26 protein-coding genes are annotated in these 24,455 nt (G+C 63.8%); 16 read left to right on the top strand and 10 right to left on the bottom strand.

What is annotated here, in order from left to right; genetic code table 11:
- Positions 1–37: 37 nt before the first annotated feature.
- Positions 38–364, bottom strand: coding sequence for a DUF1840 domain-containing protein (locus tag FAZ95_RS01885; protein ID WP_137330885.1), 327 nt, complete (start codon positions 362–364; stop codon positions 38–40).
- A gap of 334 nt (positions 365–698) precedes the next feature.
- Here FAZ95_RS01885 and argS point away from each other — a divergent pair, with 334 nt between their 5' ends.
- From argS to FAZ95_RS01855, 6 genes are all read left to right on the top strand, one after another.
- On the top strand, positions 699–2,483 hold the full coding sequence (argS, locus tag FAZ95_RS01880) for an arginine--tRNA ligase (protein WP_137330884.1): 1,785 nt from the start codon (positions 699–701) through the stop codon (positions 2,481–2,483).
- Between the two features lie 61 nt (positions 2,484–2,544).
- Positions 2,545–3,369 carry an SPOR domain-containing protein gene (locus tag FAZ95_RS01875; protein WP_137330883.1) on the top strand — a complete coding sequence of 275 codons (825 nt, stop codon included), beginning with the start codon at positions 2,545–2,547 and terminating at the stop codon, positions 3,367–3,369.
- A gap of 150 nt (positions 3,370–3,519) precedes the next feature.
- Positions 3,520–4,158 (top strand): thiol:disulfide interchange protein DsbA/DsbL, encoded by a 639-nt coding sequence (locus tag FAZ95_RS01870; RefSeq protein WP_137330882.1) that lies wholly within the window; start codon positions 3,520–3,522, stop codon positions 4,156–4,158.
- Positions 4,159–4,177: 19 nt separating this feature from the next.
- Complete coding sequence (locus FAZ95_RS01865; protein ID WP_137330881.1) at positions 4,178–4,975, top strand: SDR family oxidoreductase; 798 nt, start codon at positions 4,178–4,180, stop codon at positions 4,973–4,975.
- Positions 4,976–4,979: 4 nt separating this feature from the next.
- Positions 4,980–5,801: a helical backbone metal receptor gene (locus FAZ95_RS01860; RefSeq protein ID WP_137330880.1), complete on the top strand. Its 822-nt coding sequence runs from the start codon at positions 4,980–4,982 to the stop codon at positions 5,799–5,801.
- Positions 5,802–6,084: 283 nt separating this feature from the next.
- Complete coding sequence (locus FAZ95_RS01855) at positions 6,085–7,695, top strand: ABC transporter substrate-binding protein (RefSeq protein WP_137330879.1); 1,611 nt, start codon at positions 6,085–6,087, stop codon at positions 7,693–7,695.
- 11 nt (positions 7,696–7,706) lie between these two features.
- Here the strand turns inward: FAZ95_RS01855 and FAZ95_RS01850 are convergent, their stop codons facing one another.
- The 3 genes from FAZ95_RS01850 to FAZ95_RS01845 all read right to left on the bottom strand — a co-directional run bounded on the left by FAZ95_RS01850 (position 7,707) and on the right by FAZ95_RS01845 (position 10,183).
- On the bottom strand, positions 7,707–9,287 hold the full coding sequence (locus tag FAZ95_RS01850; RefSeq protein ID WP_137330878.1) for a tetratricopeptide repeat protein: 1,581 nt from the start codon (positions 9,285–9,287) through the stop codon (positions 7,707–7,709).
- A gap of 226 nt (positions 9,288–9,513) precedes the next feature.
- Complete coding sequence (locus FAZ95_RS40475; protein WP_302674739.1) at positions 9,514–9,648, bottom strand: hypothetical protein; 135 nt, start codon at positions 9,646–9,648, stop codon at positions 9,514–9,516.
- A gap of 115 nt (positions 9,649–9,763) precedes the next feature.
- Positions 9,764–10,183, bottom strand: coding sequence for a hypothetical protein (locus FAZ95_RS01845; protein WP_137330877.1), 420 nt, complete (start codon positions 10,181–10,183; stop codon positions 9,764–9,766).
- Positions 10,184–10,484: 301 nt separating this feature from the next.
- Between FAZ95_RS01845 and FAZ95_RS01840 the strand changes: the two genes are divergently transcribed.
- The 3 genes from FAZ95_RS01840 to FAZ95_RS01830 all read left to right on the top strand — a co-directional run bounded on the left by FAZ95_RS01840 (position 10,485) and on the right by FAZ95_RS01830 (position 12,534).
- Positions 10,485–10,970: a hypothetical protein gene (locus FAZ95_RS01840; RefSeq protein WP_137330876.1), complete on the top strand. Its 486-nt coding sequence runs from the start codon at positions 10,485–10,487 to the stop codon at positions 10,968–10,970.
- Between the two features lie 37 nt (positions 10,971–11,007).
- Positions 11,008–11,646 (top strand): hypothetical protein, encoded by a 639-nt coding sequence (locus FAZ95_RS01835; RefSeq protein WP_254699784.1) that lies wholly within the window; start codon positions 11,008–11,010, stop codon positions 11,644–11,646.
- A 126-nt stretch (positions 11,647–11,772) separates the two neighbouring features.
- Positions 11,773–12,534: a response regulator gene (locus tag FAZ95_RS01830; protein WP_137330875.1), complete on the top strand. Its 762-nt coding sequence runs from the start codon at positions 11,773–11,775 to the stop codon at positions 12,532–12,534.
- Between the two features lie 712 nt (positions 12,535–13,246).
- On the opposite strand, the gene FAZ95_RS01825 is transcribed toward FAZ95_RS01830, so the two are convergent.
- From FAZ95_RS01825 to FAZ95_RS39160, 4 genes are read right to left on the bottom strand one after another with little or no spacing between them, the layout of a single operon-like run.
- Complete coding sequence (locus FAZ95_RS01825) at positions 13,247–13,915, bottom strand: flagellar basal body L-ring protein FlgH (protein ID WP_137330874.1); 669 nt, start codon at positions 13,913–13,915, stop codon at positions 13,247–13,249.
- A 17-nt stretch (positions 13,916–13,932) separates the two neighbouring features.
- The gene (locus FAZ95_RS01820) at positions 13,933–14,664 is read right to left on the bottom strand and encodes a hypothetical protein (protein WP_137330873.1); all 732 of its coding nucleotides are present in this window, start codon (positions 14,662–14,664) and stop codon (positions 13,933–13,935) included.
- A gap of 27 nt (positions 14,665–14,691) precedes the next feature.
- Positions 14,692–14,859: a DUF6726 family protein gene (locus FAZ95_RS01815; RefSeq protein ID WP_367872586.1), complete on the bottom strand. Its 168-nt coding sequence runs from the start codon at positions 14,857–14,859 to the stop codon at positions 14,692–14,694.
- A gap of 45 nt (positions 14,860–14,904) precedes the next feature.
- Positions 14,905–15,078 carry a hypothetical protein gene (locus FAZ95_RS39160; protein WP_175425499.1) on the bottom strand — a complete coding sequence of 58 codons (174 nt, stop codon included), beginning with the start codon at positions 15,076–15,078 and terminating at the stop codon, positions 14,905–14,907.
- A gap of 327 nt (positions 15,079–15,405) precedes the next feature.
- On the opposite strand from FAZ95_RS39160, the gene FAZ95_RS01810 reads away from it, so the two are divergent.
- The 3 genes from FAZ95_RS01810 to FAZ95_RS01800 all read left to right on the top strand — a co-directional run bounded on the left by FAZ95_RS01810 (position 15,406) and on the right by FAZ95_RS01800 (position 17,682).
- Complete coding sequence (locus FAZ95_RS01810) at positions 15,406–15,759, top strand: YciI family protein (RefSeq protein ID WP_137330871.1); 354 nt, start codon at positions 15,406–15,408, stop codon at positions 15,757–15,759.
- Positions 15,760–15,915: 156 nt separating this feature from the next.
- Entirely contained in the window at positions 15,916–16,335 is a 420-nt protein-coding gene (locus FAZ95_RS01805) for a YciI family protein (RefSeq protein ID WP_137330870.1), read from the top strand.
- A 63-nt stretch (positions 16,336–16,398) separates the two neighbouring features.
- Entirely contained in the window at positions 16,399–17,682 is a 1,284-nt protein-coding gene (locus FAZ95_RS01800; RefSeq protein WP_137330869.1) for an RNA polymerase sigma factor, read from the top strand.
- Positions 17,683–17,718: 36 nt separating this feature from the next.
- Here the strand turns inward: FAZ95_RS01800 and FAZ95_RS01795 are convergent, their stop codons facing one another.
- Positions 17,719–18,981 (bottom strand): EAL and HDOD domain-containing protein, encoded by a 1,263-nt coding sequence (locus tag FAZ95_RS01795; RefSeq protein ID WP_137330868.1) that lies wholly within the window; start codon positions 18,979–18,981, stop codon positions 17,719–17,721.
- A gap of 149 nt (positions 18,982–19,130) precedes the next feature.
- Here FAZ95_RS01795 and FAZ95_RS01790 point away from each other — a divergent pair, with 149 nt between their 5' ends.
- A complete protein-coding gene (locus FAZ95_RS01790; protein ID WP_137330867.1) occupies positions 19,131–19,505 on the top strand; it encodes a hypothetical protein in 375 nt (124 codons plus the stop codon).
- Positions 19,506–19,553: 48 nt separating this feature from the next.
- On the opposite strand, the gene FAZ95_RS01785 is transcribed toward FAZ95_RS01790, so the two are convergent.
- Positions 19,554–21,155 (bottom strand): methyl-accepting chemotaxis protein, encoded by a 1,602-nt coding sequence (locus FAZ95_RS01785; RefSeq protein ID WP_137330866.1) that lies wholly within the window; start codon positions 21,153–21,155, stop codon positions 19,554–19,556.
- A 281-nt stretch (positions 21,156–21,436) separates the two neighbouring features.
- On the opposite strand from FAZ95_RS01785, the gene FAZ95_RS01780 reads away from it, so the two are divergent.
- From FAZ95_RS01780 to FAZ95_RS01770, 3 genes are all read left to right on the top strand, one after another.
- On the top strand, positions 21,437–23,059 hold the full coding sequence (locus tag FAZ95_RS01780; RefSeq protein ID WP_137330865.1) for a hypothetical protein: 1,623 nt from the start codon (positions 21,437–21,439) through the stop codon (positions 23,057–23,059).
- Between the two features lie 124 nt (positions 23,060–23,183).
- The gene (locus FAZ95_RS01775) at positions 23,184–23,744 is read left to right on the top strand and encodes a hypothetical protein (protein WP_137330864.1); all 561 of its coding nucleotides are present in this window, start codon (positions 23,184–23,186) and stop codon (positions 23,742–23,744) included.
- Between the two features lie 36 nt (positions 23,745–23,780).
- Positions 23,781–24,368, top strand: a complete 588-nt coding sequence (locus FAZ95_RS01770; protein WP_137330863.1) for a hypothetical protein — start codon at positions 23,781–23,783, stop codon at positions 24,366–24,368.
- Positions 24,369–24,455: the final 87 nt, after the last annotated feature.

Raw genomic sequence — 24,455 nt, 5'->3', positions numbered from 1 at the left:
GACGCGACGGCCTGGACCGGTCCGCCCGCCACCCTCGTCAAACGCCCCACAGCACGTCGACGTTTTCCTTCTGCGCGGCGCGCAGCATGTCGAGGAACGGGAACGAGCGCTGCGCAAGACCGACGGGCAGCTCGTGATGCAAGTGCCCGTCTTCGCCTTCATGGTAGTGGCCTTCGTGCTCGGCACGGTCCTTCTTGTCGGTGACGATCGCGGCTTCGAGCTTCGAGATCGCGGTGCCCAGTTCATCATGCGTGATCACGCCGCGCTTGCCGAGCTGCTTGCCGACGATGCCGACGAGATACTGCGCGAGATTCTCGAGCATGATCACATCAGGCGCGGCATGGCATTTGAAAGTAACCATCATAATCAACTCCCTTTTTTCGTTTTGATCGATCCATGCGACGGCGGAGCGTCGAACCCTCGTCGCGCCCCGCTGGACGGGGCACGCGCCGACCGGCAGGTTCAGCCGTCGCGCTATTTGGACATATTAGCACCTGCTAAAATCTGCCTAGCTCGAAAAAAGCGCGCTACCACCCGCACTGGCGGGCCGGTGGCCGGCAACGCGAGGCGCGAGCGCCCGCGTTCAGCGCTTACATAGAACCGGATCGGCGCTTCGCACGTCGAACGCCCATCCGACCCGACGCCGCCGCGCTCAGGTCCGCCCGACCGGACCCCTCACTCGACTTCAACGGACCAGCATGCTGCCCGCACAAAAACAGACTCTCGAAACCCTGCTCGCCGACAGCGTGAAGCAGGCCGCAACCCAGGTACAAGGTTCGACCGAAGCCGCCTTCGCCGCCCCCTCGATCACCCTCGAACGCCCGAAAGCGGCCGCGCACGGCGACGTTGCCTGCAACGTCGCGATGCAACTCGCGAAGCCGCTGAAGGCGAACCCGCGCCAGCTCGCGCAGCAGATCGTCGACGCCCTGCTCGCGCAACCCGGCGCGCAAGGCTTGATCGAAGCCGCCGAAATCGCGGGCCCGGGTTTCATCAACCTGCGCCTGACGCCCGCCGCGAAGCAGGCGGTGATCGGCGCCGTGTTCGCCGAGGGCCGCGCGTTCGGCCGCTCCAGGCGCGACGCCGGCAAGCACGTGCTGCTCGAATTCGTGTCGGCGAACCCGACCGGGCCGCTCCACCTCGGCCATGGCCGCCAGGCCGTGCTCGGCGATTCCCTCGCGAACGTGATGGAAAGCCAGGGTTACGACGTGCACCGCGAGTTCTACTACAACGACGCGGGCGTGCAGATCCAGAACCTCGCCGTCTCGACGCAGGCACGCGCTCGCGGCCTCAAGCCCGGCGATGCAGGCTGGCCGGAAGCCGCCTACAACGGCGAGTACATCGCTGAAATCGCGAACGACTACCTGAACGGCGCCACGGTCGCGGCGAAGGACGGCGTCCCGGTCACGGGCGCGCGCGACCCCGAAAACCTCGAGGCGATCCGCGAATTCGCCGTCGCCTACCTGCGCCACGAGCAGGATATGGACCTGCAGGCGCTCGGCGTGAAGTTCGACCAGTACTACCTCGAGTCGTCGCTGTACAAAGACGGCCGCGTCGAGAAGACGGTCGAGGCGCTGCTCGCCTCCGGCAAGACCTTCGAGCAAGACGGCGCACTCTGGCTGCGCACCACCGACGACGGCGACGACAAAGACCGCGTGATGCGCAAGTCCGACGGCACCTACACGTACTTCCTGCCCGACGTCGCCTACCACGTGACGAAGTGGGAGCGCGGCTTCACGAAGGTCATCAACATCCAGGGCTCGGACCACCACGGCACGATCGCGCGGGTGCGCGCGGGCTTGCAGGCGGTTGGCGTCGGCATTCCGCAGGGCTACCCCGACTACGTGCTGCACAAGATGGTCACGGTGATGCGCGACGGCCAGGAAGTGAAGCTCTCGAAGCGCGCGGGCAGCTATGTGACGGTGCGCGACCTGATCGAGTGGTCGGGCGGCACGGAACCCGGCACAGAAACGTCGCCGGACCTGATCGACGAAGCGACCATCACGCGCGGGCGTGACGCCGTGCGCTTCTTCCTGATCTCGCGCAAGGCCGACACCGAGTTCGTGTTCGACATCGACCTCGCGCTCAAGCAGAACGACGAGAACCCGGTGTACTACGTGCAGTACGCGCACGCGCGGATCTGCTCGGTGCTCGCCGAGGCGAAGTCGCGCTACGGCAGCGGCGCAGCCGCCTTGCCGAAAGCCGACCTCTCGGCGCTCACGAGCGAGCGCGCCATGGCGCTCCTGCAAAAGCTCGCCGAGTTCCCGGACGCGCTCGCGCACGCAGCCGACGAACTCGCGCCGCACGCGATCGCGTTCTACTTGCGCGACCTCGCAGGCGAATTTCACTCGTTCTACAATGCCGAGCGCGTTCTCGTCGACGAGGCGGACGTGCGTGAAGCGCGCCTCGCGCTGCTCGCGGCGACACGCCAGGTGCTCGAGAACGGTCTTTCGACAATCGGCGTGTCCGCTCCCGTCAAGATGTGATCTCGCTCGCCATAAAGTGCGATAGACCGTCGTTATAATCGACGGTCGTCCCGATTTCTCTTTGCAGGTGATTCATACGATGGCAAAACCCAGCCGCAGTTCGTCAAGCCGCAGCACGTCAAAGCAGTCGAAGCAGTCCGGGGGCACGTTTCTCGGCATTGTGCTGGGCCTGATCGTCGGTCTCGCGATTGCGGTGGTCGTCGCGCTTTACATCACGCGGGCGCCGACGCCGTTCGTCTCGAAGGTGGCGCCGCCCGCCACCCCCGATAACGGCGCGGCCAGCGGAAGCGCGCCGTACGATCCGAACCGGGCGCTGCAGGGCAAGACGCCGGGCCAGCCGGTGCCGCAGGCCGCCCAGCCCGCGCCGCCCAATACCGCGCCGGGCCAGTCGAACAACCAGACGCAGTCGTCGGGCATGCTCGAAGAGCCGGAGATCATCCAGGTTCCGCCGGCGAACAACGGCGTCGCGGTCGCGCCGCAGCCGTCCACGGGCGGCAGCGGCGCCACGGCGCAAGCGAAGAAGCCGCAGTCGACGAACGAGCCGGCTGCCACCGCGCGCGCCACGCCGCCGGGCAGCGCGACGCCAGGCGCCGCGCCGGCCGCCAAGCCGGGCTCGCCCGCCGCCGCGACCGCGAACAACGACGTGAACACCGGCTACTTCCTGCAAGTGGGCGCGTACAAGACCGAAGCGGACGCCGAGCAGCAGCGCGCCCGCCTCGCGTTCCAAGGGTTCGAATCGAAGGTGTCGCAGCGCGACGCAGGCGGCGTCACGTACTTCCGCGTGCGCATCGGGCCGTTCTCGAAGTTCGACGACATGAATTCGGCGCGCCAGCGGCTCTCCGATGCCGGCGTCGACACTGCCGTCATCCGCTTCACGAAGCAGTAACCGGAAACTTCACTCGCCGCGCGCCGCTGAACCAATGGCGCGCGGCGAAAGTCTGAGTTTGGCAGCCGCTACCGTTGCAAACCACGCGCAAAACGTGCAACAGGCTCAACCGGCGCGGCAGTTCACGATCACTCGCATTTACGGACCAACATGAAAAAACTGATCAGTATCCTTTTTCTCTCCCTGGGCCTCGCCGCGGGCGTCGTCCAGGCGGCGCCGGCCGCTCCGGTCGCCGGCAAGGACTACACGACACTGAAAGCGCCGCAGCCCGTCGACGTGCCGGCCGGCAAGATCGAAGTCACCGAATTCTTCTGGTACGGCTGCCCGCACTGCAATGAATTCGACCCTTACCTCGAAGCGTGGATCAAGAAGCAAGGCCCCGATGTCGTGTTCAATCGCGTGCCGGTGGCGTTCCGCGACGACTTCATTCCCCATTCGAAGCTCTACTACGCGCTCGATTCGCTGGGCCTCGCGCAGCAGCTGACGCCGGACGTGTTCAATGAGATCCACGTCAAGAAAAACTATCTGCTGACGCCGCAAGACCAAGCCAAGTTCCTCGCGACGAAGGGCGTCGACACGCAGAAGTTCCTCGCCGCCTATAACTCGTTCTCGACCGAAAGCGCGTTGAAGCGCGACCAGCAAAAGGTCGCCGACTACAAGATCGACGGCGTGCCGACGATCGCGGTCCAAGGCAAGTACGAAACCGGCCCGGCCGAGACCAACAGCCTGCCCGGCACGATCCAGGTGCTCGACTACCTCGTCTCGCAAGTCCGCGCGAAGAAGATGTAATGCCCCCGAGGGCGCCGGCATGAATTCGTCATTGAAGGTCTTCATCACCGGCGCCTCGAGCGGCATCGGCCTTGCGCTCGCCGGCGAATACGCGCGGCGCGGCGCGATTCTCGGCCTCGTTGCCCGCCGCGGCGACAAGCTCGCCGAATTCGCGCAACGCTTCCCCAAGACTTCCATCTCGATCTATCCCGCCGACGTGCGCGATGCAGACGCGCTCGCCGACGCGGCGTCGCAGTTCATCGCCCAGCACGGCATGCCCGATGTCGTGATCGCCAATGCGGGGATCAGCAAAGGCGTCATCACTGGCCACGGCGACCTCGACGCGTTTCGCGAAGTGATGGAGGTCAATTACTTCGGCATGGTCGCCACCTTCGAGCCGTTCGCCGCGCAGATGCGCGCAGCGCGGCGCGGGACGCTCGTCGGCGTCGCGAGCGTGGCGGGCGTGCGCGGACTGCCCGGGTCTGGCGCGTATAGCGCGTCGAAGGCGGCGGCGCTCAAGTATCTGGAATCGCTGCGCGTCGAAATGCGTCCGCACGGCGTGGCGGTCGTCACGATCGCGCCCGGCTACATCCGTACGCCGATGACCGAGCACAATCCGTATCCGATGCCGTTCCTGATGGACGCCGACCGCTTCGCCGCCAAGACGGCCGATGCGATCGCGCGCAAGACGCGCTTCGCGATCTTCCCGTGGCAGATGCGCATCGCAGCGCTTCTGCTGCACATCCTGCCGCGCTGGATCTACGATCGCACGCTCGAAAAGGCGCCGCGCAAACCGCGGGCGGCGGACGCCAAAAACGTCTCGGACGCCCCGGAGTAGCGCGATGCGTGCTGCGCCTGCCGTCGATGCCGCCGGCGTCGCGCACGCCCCCGCAGGCGCGAACGCGCGCATCGTCTCGCTCGTGCCGAGCATCACCGAGCTGCTGTTCGCGTTGGGGCTCGAGCAACGGATCGTCGGGCGCACCGGGTTTTGCATTCATCCTCGCGAGCGCGTGCGCGCGGTGCCGAAGGTAGGCGGCACGAAAGCCGTGAAGATCGACGCGGTTCGCGCACTGAAACCCACGCATGTGATCGTCAATATCGACGAAAACGAACCCGCGACGGTCGACCTGCTGCGCGCGTTCGTGCCGAATATCGTCGTCACCCATCCGCTCACGCCGCGCGACAACATCGCGCTCTACACGCTCCTCGGCGCGATCTTCGATTGCCGCGACGCCGCCCGGCACCTCGCCGATACGCTGGAAGCGCGGCTGCGCGCGCTCGCGCTGGAAGCGTGGCCGGAGCGGCGCGTGCTTTACGTGATCTGGCGCGAGCCGTGGATGACGGTCGCGCGCGATACCTACATCTCGGCGATGCTGCGGCTCGTCAACTGGCACACGTGGCCGGCGGTGAGGGGCGGCGCGACGGGCGCGGCCCGCTACCCGTCGTTCGATTTCGACGCGCCGTGGCTCGCGAATGTCGAGCGCGTGCTGCTGTCGAGCGAGCCGTATCGCTTCACCGATGCGCACCGCAACGCGCTGGCCGCCGACCCGTGGCTCGCCGGCAAAAAGGTGGAACTGATCGACGGCGAAATGGTGTCGTGGTACGGATCGCGGGCGATTGCCGGGATCGATTACTTGATGCAGATAGCACGCGCCGCGATTTAGCGCACCGAACGGCGGCACCCGCAGGCGCCCACGCGGCATAACGATATTCCGATTGTTTCGTTGGCCTTGCTACGCGCTTTCGATACAGTGCCCCGGCGCCGGGTCGCTCGCCGCGCCTTGCATCGATCGCCAGCCTCGCGCTGCGCGGCGGCTCGAAACGGATCAGAATAAAGCGGCCAGCATGCCGCACCGCGCGTTCCGTCGCCCGAGCACCGGGCGCCGAACGACGCGCCGAATCAAAACTTGAACGAATTGCGTCACCACGCTTGCCATGGGAGATCACATGCGCTTCAGTTTCAAACCGCGCTACGCCTTGCTTGCCGCCGCGCTCACCACGCTCTCGGCCGCACCGCTCGCGGCGCTCGCCAAGCCGCTCACCGTCTGCACCGAAGCGAGCCCGGATGGCTTCGACGTCGTCCAGTACAACTCGCTCGTCACGACGAACGCGTCGGCGGACGTCATCTTCAACTCGCTCGTCTCCTACGACGAGCAGCAGAAGAAAGTCGTGCCCGCGCTCGCCGACCGCTGGGACGTGAGCGCCGACGGCCTCACCTACACGTTCCATCTGCGCCCGAACGTCCAGTTCCAGACCACGGATGACTTCAAGCCGACTCGGCCGCTGACCGCCGACGACGTCGTCTTCACGTTCAGCCGGATGCTCGACGAGAACAACCCCTGGCACAAGATCGCGGGCCCGAGCGGCTTCCCGCATGCGCAATCGATGGGCCTCGCGAAGCTGATCAAGTCGGTGTCGAAGGTCGACGACAGCACCGTGAAGTTCGAGCTGAACGAACCGAATGCGACGTTCGTGCCGATCCTGACGATGGGCTTCGCGTCGATCTATTCGGCCGAGTACGCCGACCAGCTGGCGAAGGCCGGCAAGCAAGCCGATCTGAACGCGAAGCCGGTGGGCACCGGCCCATTCGTGCTGAAGAGCTACACGAAGGACGCGATCATCCGCTACGACGCGAACCCGACTTACTGGGGCGCCAAGCCGAAGATCGACAAGCTGATCTACGCGATCACGCCCGACGCGTCCGTGCGCGCGCAAAAGGTGAAGGCGGGCGAATGCCAGATCGCGCTGTCGCCGAAGCCGCAGGACGTCGCCGATGCGAAGAACGACAAGTCGCTCAAGGTCGTGCAGACCCCCGCATTCATGACCGCGTTCGTCGCGTTGAACACGCAGAAGAAGCCGCTCGATAACGCGAAGGTGCGCCAGGCGCTGAACATGGCGTTCGACCGCAGCACGTACCTCAAAGTCGTGTTCGACAACACCGCGCTGCCGGCCAACAACCCGTATCCGCCGAACACGTGGAGCTACGACAAGTCGATCGCCGCCTATCCCTACGATCCGGCCAAGGCGAAGAAGCTGCTCGCCGACGCCGGCTATCCGAACGGCTTCTCGACGACGATCTGGGTGCGCCCGAACGGCAGCGTACTGAACCCGAGCCCGAAGGCCGGCGCCGAGCTGCTGCAAGCGGACTTGGCCAAGATCGGCGTGAAGGCCGATGTGAAGGTCATCGAATGGGGCGAGCTCATCAAGCAGGCGAAGCAAGGCCAGCACGACTTGCTCTTCATGGGCTGGGCGGGCGACAACGGCGACCCCGACAACTACTTGTCGCCGCTCTTCAGTTGCAACGCCGTGACCTCAGGCATCAACTTTGCGCGCTATTGCGATCCGAAACTGGACAAGCTGATCGCCGACGGCAAGGCGACGCCGGATCAAACCAAGCGCGTGAAGTCGTACCAGGACGCGCAGCAGATCATCCACGATCAGGCGCTGTGGATTCCGCTGGGCTACCCGACCGCCGCCGCGATCACGCGTGCGAACGTGAGCGGGTATCAGGTGAGCCCGTTTGGGCGGCAGAACTACGCAGCGGTAGCCGTGCAGTAAGCGAGTGAAGGTCAGCCGCGTTCGATCGAGCCCACAAACTCGTCGAGCGCGGCACGCACCTGCGCGATCACCGGCGCCCAATCGATGCGATCCGCTTGACGGAACAAGCGGGCGCTCGGATACCACGGGCTGTCGGTGCGATTGAGCAGCCAGCGCCAATCCGGCGAGTACGGCAGCAAGATCCACACGGGTTTGCCGAGCGCGCCGGCCAAATGCGCGACCGCCGTGTCGATGCAGATCACGAGATCGAGTTCGGCGATCAGCGCGGCGGTGTCCGCGAACGATGCGAGCGAGTCCGACACGTCTTGCACCGTTCCCGAAGCGCTCAAGCTGCTCAGCGTCTCGCGATCGTCTTCCCGAACATCCTTCACCAGCGACACGAAGCTCGCATCGGCCTCGAACAGCGTCGCCCATTCAGCAAGCTGCATCGAACGGCGGCGGCGGTCGTTCACATGGGTCCGGCTGCCGCTCCATGCGACGCCGATGCGCGGCCGCAGCTCGTCCGCGAGCCGCTGCTGCCATGGCTCGCGTCGCGCCTCGTCTGCATGCAGATACGGCGTCGCTGAAGGTATCGGCGACGCGTGCGCCTTCAGCGCAAACGGCAGGCTCAAGAGCGGGCAGTGATAGTCGAACGGCGGAACCTCGTCGCGCATGCCGATGACGACGTCCGCTCCGCTGTAACTGGCGATGAGCGGCAACAACTCGTTCTGCACGCGCAGCACGACATGCGCACCCTTCTTCTTGCATGCCTCGACGTAGCGAACGAATTGCAGCGTGTCGCCGAAGCCCTGCTCGTTGTGCACGAACAAGGTCTTGCCGGCAAGCGGCGCGTCGCCGAGCCAGAGGCGCTCCCCGTCGAACTCGAGCGGCTGCTTGCCGTCGCGCCAGCGCCATTCGTACTCGCGCCAGCCATGCTCGAATTGTCCGAGCAGCAGGTTCGTGTGTGAGCGGTTCGTGCGCACGCCCGCATCGTTCGGATCGAGCTGCACGGCCTTCTTGAACACGCGCAAGGCTTCGTCGAAACGGTGCAGATCGCGCAGCGCGACGCCGAGGTTCACGTAGGCTGCGACGCAATCGGGCTTCAGCTCGATCGCGCGCCGGTACGCGGCCATCTCGTCGTCGTAGCGTCCGAGGAAGCCGAGCGCGCGGCCCATGTTGTAGTGGATCTGCCACATGCCGGGGCTGACGTCGCGGGCGCGTATCAGCATCTGCAGCGCACCCTCGTGCTCGCCCAACTCGGAGAGCGACATCCCTGCGGCGTTGAGCGTCACGAGATCGCGCGGCGCGAGCTGCAGGCTTTGCTCGAATAGCTCGACTGCACGCGCATGGCGCCCCGCCGCCTGGCTCGCCGCGCCGGCGTCGCGCAAGCGCTCGGGCGTGATCGGCAAATGCGCGATGGCGCGATCGAAGTAATCGGCGGCGAGCGCGGCGTCGCGGCGGTTCGCGGCGATGTAGGCAAGGCCCTCGAGCGCGTCGCCGTTGGCCGGATCGGCCTCGACGACTTCGCTCAGCAGTTGCGCCGCCTCGTCGAGCCGGCCAGCGTGAAAATGTTGTTGAGCCGCATCCAGGGTGGCGGCGATCGACAGGCTCATCGGATGATTGCTTTCAGATGGGTTACGCGCGGCTCGATGACCGCGCAAACGATGCGCAGTTTATCGGAAGCGCCCAAGCCAAGCCGATCGCTAGGCCCTCGCTAAGCATGAGCCTCGCAAAACGTAATCCGGTTGATGAACGGATCGATGACGCCCAGTTCCCCCACGGCTGCCTTTCGATGCGCACAAGGGCTCTCGCGCCGGGACTCGCATCGCCCGAATCGCCCTATTTGTGCCACATGCTTTCCGCGCCAAGGAACGCGAGCGTGCCGATCCCCGCGCCCGCCGCAAAGGTCTCGGCCGTCGTCGCGCAACCTTGCAAACCCACGGCGATCGCGATGGCAATCAGAATCTTGATCATGATCTTCCTCCGTCGAGTAGTGAGATATCCGGGCTATCGACAAGCCTGCAGCCGCGCTTGAGCATCGCTTGCCCGGAAAATTCTCACCGACTCTTTCCCATTCGATCAGCAATCCTCAGTTCTTGTCGGCGAGGTTGGTCGGCGCATGTCGCTGCAGCTCGGCAAGGTCTTCGGCGAGGCTCGTGCGCAGCGTCGCGATCGCGTCGTCGGTGCGCGCGGGCTTCAGTTGCGCGCGCGCGAGCGAGTCGTACACGTAGTTGCGGATCATCGGGTCCTGCGTCGTTTTCAGCACGTCGTGATAGATGCCGATCATTTCGTCTTCGCGGCCGGTGATGGCATAGAGGCGATGCAGCTGCTCCAGATCGTTGATGACCACGGTGCCGGGGAACATCGGCGGCACAAGGCTGATGTCGTGCAGCGGCCCGAAGCGCTCGCGGCCGGGCAACGGCACGTTGGGCACGTCTTGCGCCGAGGCGAGCGAGACGGCGTTCGTCAGCACAGCGAACGTCAAGGCGGTCAGGAATGGCTTTTTCATGTGTCGGATCTCCATGCGATAGCGGTCGATGCAGTCGTGGTGCAACGCGGACAGACGATAGCGTTTCCGTTCCCTCCGCACGATGACGGAGTCCTCACTAGGCCTTACATCGCATCGAGAAGAGCGTCGCGAGGAAGAAATAATCGGTAAGCCGCCCAAAGACTCGGTGAGCAATTGCGAACCGGGCGCCTTGTTCACTCCTTTGAAAACCGCTCGCGTGAATCAGGATGATGGTGCCGGCTGGAGAAGGCCGGCCCGTTGCAACCCTTTGCTACCCACTCTCCACTACCGGATTCCGCACATGTCATTCGATCAGCGCGCACGCCACGCTGCCAAGCGCTTGGCGCAATCACCTCTCTCAACGCTCGCCCGCGCAGTGCTCGCGTGCACCGCCGCCGCATTCGCGATCACGACGGCGCACGCGGGCGAAACGCCGGAGCCGCCCGATATCTGTCCCGCCCTGAAGGCGATCGTCGCTTCAAGCGACTTCGCGCAGTTGCGCTCGGAAACCGCCGCGCGGCTGCCCGGCATCGATGCCGCGCAAGACTGCCGCACGAGCGCCCATGTGCTCGATTGCCACTGGCGCGCGCACTGGCAGGCCGACGGGTTCGTCAACGATCCGCTCGAGGAACTGGGCGCCGACGTGGCCGCTTGTCTGCCGAACGTCGTGCACGACGTCAACACGCCGACGCGCCAGCACTTCATCGTCAAGGACGACGACCGCCGCGTGAACGTCACGGCAAGCGTGGTCGGACAAGACGAGTTGCGCCTGCGCATCACGCGTTGACGGCGATGACGGCCGAACCCCGCTGGAACCGTCACGCATGCCAACGCCCACGCGCCCGATGAAACCTCACGAAACGCGCAGTCCGTTCACTAAACAGGCGCGGTTTTCGAGCATCGGCAGCGGCGTGCGGCTCGCCTGCGCCGCTGCCGCGGCGCTCGTGCTGAACGGCTGCGCGTGGACGCTGATCACGGCCGCCGACGCGGCCGGCTCGCTCGTCCAGGCGGGGTTCGCCGTCTCGTCGCACTACTCGTCGCCGACGTTCGTCAATGGAGACCCCGTCGCACTGCATAACGTGTGCATCGAATGGAATCAGACCGTATCGGTCAGCGACTTCGTGCCCGCGCTGCAGCTCGCGCTCTTCCGCCGCGGCGTGCGCTCGGATGTCTACAATCCGGGCGCGTCGCCGCCGGGCTGCGAGGCGCGGCTCGTCTATAACGCCGCGGTCGATTACGGCCGCGACGCGTTCAGCAGCGACGCCGCGCCCTATCTGTCGGCGATCGATCTCACGCTGATCCAGAACGGCCGGATCGCCGTTTCCGCGCGCTACACGACGCAAGGCTTGAGCAGCGACCGCTTCGCGAGCGCGTCGACGAAGCTGCGCGGGATGATCGACCGGATGGTGCTCGAACGCTCGACCGAGGTAACGCAAGTCGCCAAAAGCTCGCCCAATGATTGAGGGGCCGGCCGTCATCCGGCAGCCCGGCCGGCGGCCGGCGCTGCGGCGCTCCAGCATTCGTCTAGAGAAAGAAAGCGAAAGACTCCGGCAATACCAATCGCATTTTCGACTTTTAGAATCGATGGCATGACACACCACATCCTGCTTGTAGAAGACGACCCCGTCGTGCGCGACCTGGTGCGCGAATTCCTGCAATTGGAAGGCTATGACGTCTCCGTCCTGCACAGCGGCAAGGGCTTGAAACGCCGCTTGCAGGTCGAGCGGCCCACGCTCGTGGTGCTGGACATCATGATGCCGGAGAAGGACGGCATCTCCGCGCTCAAGGAGCTGCGCGTGGCCGGCGACGACATTCCCGTGATCCTCCTGACCGCGCGCGCCGATGTGATCGACCGCGTGGTCGGCCTCGAACTCGGCGCCGACGACTACGTTGCCAAACCGTTCGATCCACGCGAACTGCTCGCGCGGATTCGCACGGTGCTGCGCCGCCATGGCGCCATCGTGCCCGGTGCGCCGGAGAATCTGCCGCCGTATCGCTTCGGCCGCTTCGAAGTGAATTTCTCGTCGCGCGAGCTGCTTCGCGACGGCGAACGCATCATGTTGCGCTCCGGCGAATTCGCCACGCTCAAGATCTTCGTGAAGCATGCGATGACGGTGCTCTCGCGCGCGCAGCTCAACGAGAAATTGCGCGGGCACGGCGTCACGTATCGCGACCGCAGCTTGGATGTGTCGATCTGGCGTTTGCGGCGTCTGTTGGAAAATGACCCGTCCGAGCCGCGCTATGTGCAAACCGTGTGGGGACAGGGGTATATCTTCGTGCCCCACGGCGAGCTCGGCGCGGCCGAGCGGTTCGTGCAAGAACACGCGGTGCAGACGCTGCAGGCGCACTGAGACTCGCTATCTAAAATGGCTTTGGGGTTTTGTTCTTGCCGTTCGGGTTTTCGTGAAAACTTTGATTTCGCGGCGGTACGTATAGTCCGTCCCTCCCCGGGACCGGGGTCACTTTTGTCCTTGCCAAAAGTAACCAAAAGCGCGTCCTCGCCGGACGGCCTACCCGGAGGCACTCAACCCTGTTAGTACCGGTGTTCCGAGTGCAACCGTGGGAAACCGTTGTCGCTCGCCTTTAGTCCCGTTTGCATGCGGCACAGAATCTCGTCCGTTCGCGTCAAATCGGCGATGGAGGTCAGGAAAGACCTGAAAGTGCTTGTCTTGCGGTGGGCCCATGCGCTCACGCTCATTCCCAATCGCAGGCAACGTGGGGCGCGGCCAAATCGGTAGCTTCGATTTGGTTCGGCTCTGCACAATTCTGTGCCTCGTACTAACGGGACTTACGGCGAGCAATAACGGTTTCCCACGGTTGCGCTTGGAACGCCGGTACTAACAGGGTTGAGTGCCTCCGGGCTAGGCCGTCCGCCCAGGACGCGCTTTTGGTTACTTTTGGCAAGGACAAAAGTAACCCCGGTCCCGGGGAGGGACGGACTATACGAACCGCCGCGAAATCAAAGTTGCACCACAAACCCAAGCAAAACGCCACAACCCCAGCACCCACCGCAAATTCAAAGTTGCACGACAACCCAAACCTCCCCCCCCTTCAAGCAGAATCTCAGAACGTCAGCACACTCAAGAACATCCGCTGCAGCCAGCCCACGGTGGTCGCATCGTTGAGCATGCCCACGCCCGCCTGCTCGATGCGCGCATTCGCGACCTTGTTCGACGCGACGTAATTGCCCTGATCGATATCCTTCGGGTTGACCACGCCCGACAGCCTCAAGCGCTCGCGATTGTCCCTCATCGCGATCACCTTCTCGCCCGACACCAGCAGATTGCCGGTCGGCAGCGTGCCGATCACCGTGACGGCGAGCGTGCCGTTCATGTCGGTCGTGTTCGAAATGTTGCCGTGCCCTTTGTAGTCGGTCGAGGCCGAGCCGACATTGAAGAGCCGCGCGAGCGTAGTGGCGGCGCTCGTGGAGTGGTCCGCGGCGTCCGCCGTGATGGAGCTCGAACGGTTCGCCGCCGCATCCGCGACGTCGGTGCCCGAATACGATTCGGCCAAGCGGATCGTCAGCACGTCGCCAATGTGCTGCGCACGCGGCGTCTCGTAGAGCAACAGCGCGGTGCTCGTCTGATAGATCGAGCCCTGTGTGTTGACGTTCAGCGGCGCCGTTTGAAGCGGCGGGTACATCGGCGTTTCGACGATCGAATGCTGATCCGTCGAGCAAGCGGCCAGACAGGCGGTGGCGGCGGCCAGCAGCGCCATGCGTGAAGTATTCATGTTTTCCCTCGCACAAGTCAGCCGGAATCAGAGTTGCTGGCTTGCCATTGGCGCTCGACCGATTTCAATTGCGCATCCGGACGCTTCAAGAGATACGTCAGCGTGGCGTTGCGGGTTGCCGGCAGGAAGCACAGCGTGATCGAACTGACCGCGTTCTCCCAGACGTACACGGGTGCCGCATGGCTCGCGGACGGGTCCCAGCCGGTGTCGAGACGCGGCGCGCCGTACTTCAAGCCGAGCCCTTGGCGGAGATCCGCGGCCGTGGCTTCGTCGATCACGAACGACATTTCGTAGAGCCGCAGCGGGCCCTGCCCGTCGGGGCTCGCGAAACGCAGCACGTGATCGAGCGAGGGCACGCCGTCGACGACGGCCTGCGACGCCTCCCAACCGTCGTGCACCGCGTGCCCCCAGCGGCACGCGATCGTTAGGCTATCGCTCGTCTTGAAGCGCATGCCGAGCGAGGCCGCCGCCATGTCCGTCTCGCAGATCGCGACACTGCCGACCGGCACCGCGCGCGCGGCTTCGTGCGTACGAAACGCCTCGAGCGTTTCGCCGAGCGCGATGCCGCGAAAACTGAACGGCGCGGGAGCCGCCGCGGGTTTGCCGCGGGCGCCGGCCGCTGCGGTCTTCGATGCGAGCCGGGCGTGTTGCGCGGCAGCCGGCGCCGGGTCGGCGCGCAACGCGGGCGATACGCTCGCGAAAACCACGCAAGCGACGGCCAATGCACAAGCGGACTGTGGGATTTTCATCGCTGACTCGTGACTTGATCGCGCCGGCTAATCGATCGCCGACGCGCAGGCTTCGAACGGGGTCGCCGCGGCGTGACCGACGACCGGCACGATGTCGAGCGTGGCCGACGTCAAACGGCACGGCAAGGCGGCGAGACCGCAGCCCGCGAGCTGCGTAAGCGCGGCGCAGAGCGTGAGCCACGCGGCGCCGCGCACGCAGCGCTTGAAGAATGGAGAGGTGCGCACGGCGGCTCCCGGCGCTCAGGCGGTCGTGTTGATGGTGTTGCCGATCAGGCCGCCCGGCGCCGAGGGCTGCGTCGGCGTTTCGGGCAGCGGGACCAGCGGGTCGCTCGTGTTGCGCTGTGCCGCAGGCTTGGGCCAGTTGTGGGTGGTGGTCGCTTCGGTAGCGGGGTTGTGATTGCCGTTGATGTTCATCGAAGGTCTCGCTGGGGGTTGCTTGAGGTTGGCATTGAGATCGGGCAGTTGCATAGGAGTCCATGGAAACTGCCGTTTTGCCGGCGCTGAGTGGACGCAAATACACGCCTGGCAACGAATGATCCCGCCGCGCACGAGAACGCGATGACGCAAGAAGCGAGCGATTTTCGACAGCTCTTACGAGGTGTTACGGGGCAGCACAAAGTCTTTCGCGGCCCGGTGCCGGAAGCGACAAATGGCGGACACGGCCAGCCTGCACTATCCTGAGACGGTTCGAGCGGCGCGTCCCGTCGCATCCGTGCCGCCCCCTCACCCAATGGAGACGCCATGCCCTACTTGTTGCTAATCGTCGAGTCGCCGGATCAGCGCAACCACCGCACCGTCGAAGATGGACGCGCCCTCTATGACGCCATGTCGCGCTTCGCCGAAGACCTCAAGGCGCGCGGCGTGCTGCGCGCCGTCGAATCGCTCGCGTCCACCGAACAAGCCGTGCGAGTGCAAGTGCGCGAAGGCGAGCCCCGGTTCGTCGACGGGCCGTTCGCCGAAGCGAAGGAAATGATCGGCGGCTTTTACCTGCTCGACTGCGAGAGCCTCGACGAAGCGGTCGCGATCGCGGCGGAGTGTCCGGCCGCGCATTGGTGCACCGTGGAAGTCCGCAAGATCGCGCCTTGCTACGAGTGAAGGAATAGGGCGAGGCCCATGCGGGCTGCGCACGGGATAATCAGTGTTTACCCTGATCCGCATGCGCAAATGTCGATCCGCGCGCGCATGGTTCGTCGTTCAGGCAGAAGCGCGATTCCGCCCTTCCCACCCGCTTTTATTCAAAGGAGAACTGCAATGCGATTCATGATCATGGTGAAAGCCACTGCGACGAGCGAATCCGGCGCGATGCCGGACGAATCGCTGATCGCCGCGATGGCGACCTATCACGAAGAGCTGGCGAAGGCCGGCGTGCTGCTCGACGCCACGGGCCTGCAGCCGAGCTCGAAAGGCTGGCGCGTCCGTTATTCGGGCGGCAAGCGCACGATCGTCGACGGCCCATTCGCCGAAACGAAGGAGCTGATCGCGGGCTATACGCTGATCCAGGTGCGCTCGCGCGAGGAAGCCATGGAATGGGCGCGGCGTTTTCCGGCGCCGTTCGGCGAAATGGCCGACGGCGAGATCGAAGTGCGCCCGTTGTTCGAACTGGAAGACTTCGAGCCGAGCGATGCGGTCGAGCGCTTCCGCGATCTCGACGCCGCGCGGCGCGATGAGTGACATGCGCGACGTGCGTGTCACGCGCGCACAAAGCGAGGCCGCCGGCGTCACGCGAGGCTCGCGATGACGCTGGCGGCGACGCAACAAGCGATCGAAGCGGTCTGGCGCATCGAATCGTCGCGCGTGATCGCCCACGTGGCGCGCGTCGTGCGGGACGTGGGCCTCGCCGAAGAACTCGCGCAGGACGCGTTCGTCGCCGCGCTCGAGCATTGGCCCGTGGACGGCGTGCCGGACAACCCGGGCGCCTGGCTCATGTCGACGGCCAAGAACCGCGCGCTCGACAAGCTCAGGCTCGACGCGCTGCACGCACGCAAGCACGAGGAGCTCGGCCGCGAACTCGATGCGCTCGAAACGCACATCGTGCCCGACTTCGTCGACTCGCTCGACGCCGCGCGCGCGGACGACATCGGCGACGATCTGCTGCGGCTGATCTTCACGGCCTGCCACCCGGTGCTGTCGACCGACGCGCGGGTCGCGCTGACGCTGCGCCTGCTTGGCGGCCTCACGACGGACGAAATCGCCCGTGCCTTCCTCGTCCCCGAGCCGACGATCGCGCAGCGGATCGTGCGCGCGAAGCGCACGCTGCGCGCGGCGGGTGTCCCGTTCGAAGTGCCGCAGAAGGAGGCGCGCGCGGCGCGCCTCGCGTCGGTGCTCGAAGTGATCTACCTGATCTTCAACGAAGGCTATTCGGCCACGGCCGGCGACGACTGGATGCGCCCGGCGCTGTGCGACGAAGCGTTGCGCGTCGGACGTATCCTCGCCGAGCTCGCGCACGACGAGAGCGAAGTGCACGGCCTCGTCGCGCTGATGGAGATTCAGACGTCGCGCATCCATGCACGCGTGGACGCGGACGGCCAGCCGGTGCTGCTCGCCGATCAGGACCGCTCGCGTTGGGACCCGCTCTTGATCCGGCGCGGACTCGCCGCGCTGGAGCGCTCGCGCGCGCTTGGCGGCGCACTCGGAACCTACGCGCTGCAGGCTGCGCTCGCGGCCTGTCACGCGCGTGCCCGCAGCGCCGAGGATACCGATTGGGCGCAGATCGTCGCGCTCTACGATGCGCTCGCGCAGATCAACCCGTCGCCGGTCGTCGAGCTGAACCGGGCCGTCGCGCTCAGCATGGCGTTCGGCCCCGCGGCGGGGCTCGAAATCGTCGACGCGCTCACCGCCGAGCCGTCGCTCGCGAACTATCACTGGCTGCCAAGCGTGCGCGGCGATCTGCTGCTCAAACTCGGACGCATGGACGAGGCCCGCACGGAGTTCGAGCGAGCGGCAGCGATGACGCGCAACACGAAAGAGCAGGCGCTGCTGCTCGAGCGGGCGAGGCAAGCCGGCGCGTGCTCACGCTAGGGCCTGGTCACGCTAATTTCACGCGAACAACAGGCCCTAGAACGCGCCGTACTCCGCCATCCAATTTCCCGCAGCGGCAAAGAGCAGCCGCACCAGCGCCGGATTGAGCGGCGCCAGCTCACCGCATACGTATTCGAGCTCGGCCTCGTCCTCGGGCGCTTCGATGGCTTCCGCGCAGCGGAGCAGCGCCTGCAGCTCGCCCGGGCCGCCCTGAAGCGCCTCCGCCACCGGCTGGGCGATGCGCAGCTCGTCGGCGAGATCGGCGGCGCTGCGCTCGAGCACGAAATGCAGCAGCGAGAACATGCCGGTCATGAATGCGGCATCGGCGAACGCGTCGTCGCCCTCGCGGATGCGCTTGGCCGCCAGCTCCATGAAACGCGCCCGCGTGCCGACCAATTGCACGAGCGCGTTCGACGCGCGCGACGTCGTGCCACCGTCCGCGTAGAGCGTGAGCAGCGCCCAGCGGTTGAGCCACGACGTGCCGACGATCGCGATCGCCTCGCGCACCGACGCGACGCGCTCCGCCCGCCCGAACGACGCCGAGTTCACGAAGCGCAGCAGGTGCATCGTGAGCGTCGGGTTGTGCTTGACCTCCTCTTCGACGTCCGCGATGGACGGCTCCATGTTCAGCAGCATCATGAGCTTCACGAGGCTTTGCCGCTGCGGCGGAATCTTGCGCGTCGCGAGCACTTGCGGGTGCGCGAAGTAGAACCCCTGGAAATAGTCGCACCCTGCCTCGTAGGTCGTGAAATATTGCGCCGGCGTCTCGACCTTCTCGGCGACGACCCGCTTGCCCGCGCCGTGCATCGAGGAAACGAAGCCGACCAGTGCGTTCGGCTCCCACAACTGCACGTCGACCTTCACATAGTCCGCCTCGACGAACGTGCGGCCGCGCCGTTGCGTCTGTTCGCTGACGTCGTCGATTGCAAAACGATAACCGGCCTCTTTCAGCGTGCTGACTCGCTCGGCCAGGCGCTCGTCGTATTCCACGGTTTCGAGGATTTCGATCACGAACTGCTCGGGCGGCAGCACGTTCAGCATGTCGCTCATGAGCCAGTCGCGGCCGGCATTCACGAAACCGACATGTCCGCCCAGCGCGCGATCGACGCCCTGCTCGCAGAGCGCGCCGATCACGACGTCGGCGGTCGCGCGCGTGGGGTCCACCGAGCGGGCGTCCGTGTCGGGGAGAGCACGAAACAGCAGTTCGTAAGCGACCAGCGCGCCATGACGATTCAGGATCGGCTGGCGGCCGAGATAGGAAGTCAGTGCGATCAAAGACAGTGAAGCGGCGTCGTTCATGGTGCTCAGGTCAGAGTGTCCTACCACTGCTTACGGACGGGCCCAGCCATCCTTTAGCGCGAAATCCTTGCGCACCCTTACGGTGCAGTGCGCCAGGCCGCGCCGGCATTGAGAATCACGGCTCGTGGACACGAACCGGAGAAGCCGCCATGCAGATCAACGGTGCGAGCAACGCATACTATCCTGCCCTCGATCGAACCGCTGGGAATGGGAAGACGGCTGGCGTGCAAGCCGGCAACGCCAATGCCGATTCGGGCGACGGCGACACACTCGGCAACGCGAATACCGACTCGAACGGCAGCGACAAACCCGCCAGCGCCAATACCGACTCGAACGGCACCGACAAACCCGCCAGCGCCGGCTCGGCGGACCCAGCGGCCTCGCCGGTCAAATCGTTTGTCTACGGCACGCTCGGCCTCGAACATCCGCAGGAGCAGAAACAAGACACCGACGAGTACTACAGCGCGGGGAAATGGCTGGCCGCCGCGCTGACTGTGGGCGGGATTATTTCGATCTTCGTTTGAGGCAGGACTCAACCGCGATCGACGGGAGCCAACACGCCGTCTGCACGGTCACGTCAACTCCGGTTCAGCTGCATAACGAACCGCTTTGGGAACCGCTTTAGCGCCGAACGCACGCGCGCCGCCGAAATCCGCCGTGACGCTCCCATCGACTTTGAACACCGTCACCGCCTCGCGCAGCGCGTTCATCTGCGTGGCCCTCGATTGCGCCGCCGCCGACAGCTCCTCGACGAGCGCCGCGTTCTGCTGCGTGACCTCGTCCATGTGGCTCACCGCCTGATTGACCTGCGTGATGCCGCGGCTTTGCTCGTGAGACGCCGCCGAGATTTCACCGATGACGTCCGACACCTTGGTCGTCTCGCTGTGGATCTCTGCCATGGTTTCGCGCACTTGCGCGGCCTGCCCTTCGCCGGTCGCGATCGTGCTCACCGACAGGTCGATCAGCTCCTTGATCTCCTTCGCCGCGCTCGACGAACGCTGGGCGAGACTGCGCACCTCGCCTGCGACGACCGCGAAGCCGCGGCCCTGATCGCCCGCGCGCGCCGCTTCGACGGCGGCATTCAGCGCGAGGATGTTGGTTTGAAACGCGATGCCTTCGATGAGCGTCGTGATTTCGACGATGCGCGACGAGTTCTCGCTGATGCGGCCCATCGTCTCCACCATCGATTCGACGACCTGATGCGCGTTCTCCGCGACCGCGGATGCGCTGCCCGCAAGCGAACTCGCGGCCTTCGCGGCCTTCGCGTTCTCCGCGTTCTGCGCGACGGTGGCGGTCAACTGCTCCATGCTCGCCGCGCTCTGTTCGAGCGAAGCGGCCTGTGCTTCCGTGCGCGACGACAGATCGGCGTTGCCGGCCGCGATCCGCCGCGTCGCCGAGCCGACCGATTCCGACGCGTTCAGCACTTCACGCAGCGCGGTGGCCATGCCTTCGACGAGACTGTTGAACGCTTGCGCGGTCTGCCCGATTTCGTCGGCGCCGAGCACCGGCGCGTGCAACGTGAAGTCGCGCGTGCCGCTCACTTGCTGAATCGTGTTTTGCAGGCCCGAGATGCCGCGATTCAGCGAGCGCGCGAGGAAGTAGATCATCGTGCAGACGATCGCCATGCCGAGCAGCATGACGGCGATCACGGTCACGAAGAGCCGATCGACGATCGAGTGCGCGTGATCGTTTTCTTCGGCGGCAAGCTGATTGAATTCGGCTGCCATCTGTTCAAGGTCGGTCTGGAAGGGCTGGAAATCGGAGTGATAGAGCGCGGTGGTCTGATCGTTTGCGGTCTTGGCGTCGTGCGTCGCGAGATCGAACAGTTGGTGCGACTTCTGATCGTAGGCGTTCCACTTGGCGATCAGCGAGCGGAGTTTATCGGCATGCTCGGACTCCGTGAACATCGAGCCCAAGGTCGCCGACCACGTGTTGATGTTGCGCTCGGCGTCGGCAAAGATTTTCTTGGTGTCGTCGGAGGTTGGGTCGAGCTGGATCGTCGACAACGCGCTCGCTTTGATTTCTGTGATGCCCTGGACTTCTTTTTCTCTCGCGTGAGACGCGTCTTCCGCTTTCATCGCAATGCTCAGCCCCGTCGCCGTGACGAACATACCGCCTGCCATCGAGACGATGGTGACCAACGAGAAAACTTGCAGCTTGCGGCGGATGTTCATGTGACTCCCGGGAATACTTCAGATGAATGCGTGCGCCGATGTGCGGGCGTCTGATTTATTTGACGGGAGCAAGTAGCGACGACTTGAGTCAGGGGAAACGAGGTGGGAGCGGTTCCGAAACGATGACGGACGCGTACGTTTTAAGAGTAGTCCGATTTATTGTTGCCACATCCTCACTTAAGCTTGCGTCCTTACATAAATATTACAAAGCATTTCACGCATCGCTTGTTATGGCGTGAACATCAAAACGCAGGGAGGGAATCGCGAAGAACGAGCGTGCGATGCCCAAAAGATTTCTACAAAAAAAACAGGACGGTCATGTAATGAAAAAAATGGTTCGTTTCCGATTGAGCTTGTTGAGCGCTTGCTGTGTGGCAGCGTTGCAAGGATGCGGCGGGGGCGGGGGCGATGCAGGGTCGACAAATATTGTCGACAACGGCCAATCGAGTTCGTCGTCAAGCGGAAGCAACAGCACGAATTCGCAGCTTTTCCAAGCTGACGGCACCGTGAAGATTGCAGACAACATCAATCGACAAGGAATATCCGTCGATCACAAAGTCACGCTCGACGATTCCGGTAAGGCAGTCGCGATGTGGCTGAGCAAGCACGACACGCGGCTCATGTCGGTAGAGTCCGACGAAACCGGACAGCGGTGGAACGCCCCTCAGATCGTCGGTGAAGGCTGGCAGTCGGACTTTGATATTCGAACCAATGGTGCGGGGCAACGCGTCGCATTGGAACAATACCGTCGCCCCTCCGAGAGCCGAGCGACATTGAGGCTCTATTTCTACAGCGCGCAAAAGGGATGGTCTGCACCGGTACCCATTGCCAACGGCCAAACCGCAAACGACCCGGCCAACTCCGATTTGACGGTGCTCGAAGACGGCACTGCAACGCTGTCCATTGATCCGAGCAACACGATGTACGAAGAGGCGTCTCGGATTTACCCGGATGGCACACGGAAGTCTTTGCAACGCGTCATTCCTCTGTTGCCATCCGGAGCTCCACTTACCTGGGGCCAATGGGGACCGCTGTCAACCGTGTTTGCCGTTGCGCCGCGACGCGGGGAAATGCCGAGTCACGGCTACCTCTTATGGCAAAACGATGTGGTTAGTAACACACCCGACACGGGATCGAACGTAATTCTCGGCGCACTCGGCACATTCATCGAGCGACCGGCCGTCACCATGAGCGCCACCATGCTGTATTCGCTCCCGAAGCAAAAATGGAACAGCGACGTAGGTTGCGCCAAGGGTCTTTTAAAGGCTACTTCGGTCGATGATCGATATGCGGTCGTGTTGTCAGGCGGTTTGCCCTCCGCGGACAGTACGAAATGTGTCCTGAACGCGACCCGCATCGCTCGGTTTGCTCAATCCAACAATGTGAAAAACGATGCGCTGAGCGCGCGCGACGCATCCGTTGAGTGGGCGCAACTGATGACCGATGAAAATGGCAATTCGCTTGTAGTGTGGCGGGAAAAAACCGATGACTTCCGGACTCCGCGTTACATGTGGAGTCAGTCCGTTGCTTACGGCAATTGGACCACGCCTGCGAATATTTCGTCCTCCATCGATTTTGGCAATAGCACTTTGTCTCGACTGGCCATCAAGATGAATGATAAAGGTCAAGCAGTTCTCGCCTACACGATGGATGGCCTCGATCCTAACGGCCGCAGAACGATTTTTCAGCGCAGCGTCGCTTATGGTCGGTTCGACTTTCAACACGGATGGAGCCCCGTGACACAGATCGCTCGCACCGCGGGCATTAGTGACGACCCCATCCGTCTCGATGCCGCGATCAATAGCACCGGTAATGCCGTGGTGACATATCAATTTCGTAACTGCGATATCACGCAGAACGTTAACGACTGCAGCGTGAGTAGCCTCTTCGCATATGCGCTGTAGCGCCTAGCTCACCTGAGGTCCAAACATGCGCACCCTGTCCCGCCTGCACGCTGTGCAGAGGGACACGGTGCGATATTAAAAGCGCGCAAACGCGATTGCGCCAGCAACGAAGTTAGCTTTCACCATGACCATCTTTACCCGTGGGCTGGGCCTAGCCGGTTTGGCCCTATCCATGAGCGCCTGCTCATTAGTCGCACCACCCTATCCTCCGTCCCTGGACAACGTGCAGACACTCAAAACGGCTGCGGTTTCGCCGACAAAAGCTGGCTCTTTCGAATCGGTCTCTGGCTCTAAGAATCGTTACCCTATTCCTTTGCGGGTCGATTCGATGCGCTCACCTGTGGGCCACTCTTTCGGTGACTATCTCGCGAGTGCGTTGACTCAAGAATTGACCATGGCCGGCAAGCTCTCGCCTCAGTCCGACGTGGAAGTAAAAGGCACACTGCTCGAAAACGACGTGAGTGTCGGTATCGCAAAAGGGAACGCGACGGTATCGGCGCGCTTTGTTGTGACCCGGTCAGGTACCACGCATTACGATCAGGTCAAGACTGCTCGAGTCGAATGGGACTCGGCTTTCGCGGCAATGATCGCTATACCCAATGCAGTCTCGGCATATCCCACCGTTTTCCAAAAGCTGCTTGGCGAGCTATATGCCGACCCTGCATTCATAGCCGCAATTCAATAACACCCCTTCGAAATCATCTTCACAGGTAATTGCACCATGAACTTCCTTCGCATGATTGCGACGATAAGCATTCTTGCCGCTCTTTCTGGCTGCGCCCACCAGATCACGTTGACTAACGATGTCTCAAAGTTGCCGGCTCTTGAAACTGCACCGCTCGATAAACACGTTGCCCTAGTCATCACCGAGGAGCAGTCGTCTACCGAGTTCACGACGCCGGGCGGAGGAGGCGATAAAGTCAGCTACCGGCCCTACCGCGACCTGGAGGTGCCAATGTACGTGGCCTTGAGTCGCGTCTTCAAGGACGTCACTAAGCTGAAGAGTACGCCCGATGCGGCCACGATTCAGAAAGAGAAGCTGGACTATATCGTCACGCCCACTATTAAGACGACGTCATCATCAAAGAGTCTCATGACATGGCCGCCGACCGATTTTTCCATCACGTTGTCGTGTACTGTTGCCGACCCCAGCGGGCAGACTGTTGTCGCCCCGACTGTGACTGGCGCCGGGCACGCTGAGTGGAGTGATATCAAACACAATTTCAGCGTGGCGGGACAGCGCGCGACTGCCGAGGCGATATCGAAATTGCAGGAAGCGTTGGCCAACGCTCCGGAACTGCGTCAATAACTGATTTTTAGTCCGGCAGTCCTACATCGGTCGCAGCTGACGATTTGTAGTTTTGGCTAAACCGGACTAGCTTTAGATGCATCGCAA

It is taken from the genome of Trinickia violacea, from assembly GCF_005280735.1.
Lineage (GTDB): Bacteria > Pseudomonadota > Gammaproteobacteria > Burkholderiales > Burkholderiaceae > Trinickia_A > Trinickia_A violacea.
Note: the sequence above shows the minus strand (reverse complement) of the source record. Positions and strands in the feature narration are given on the sequence as shown.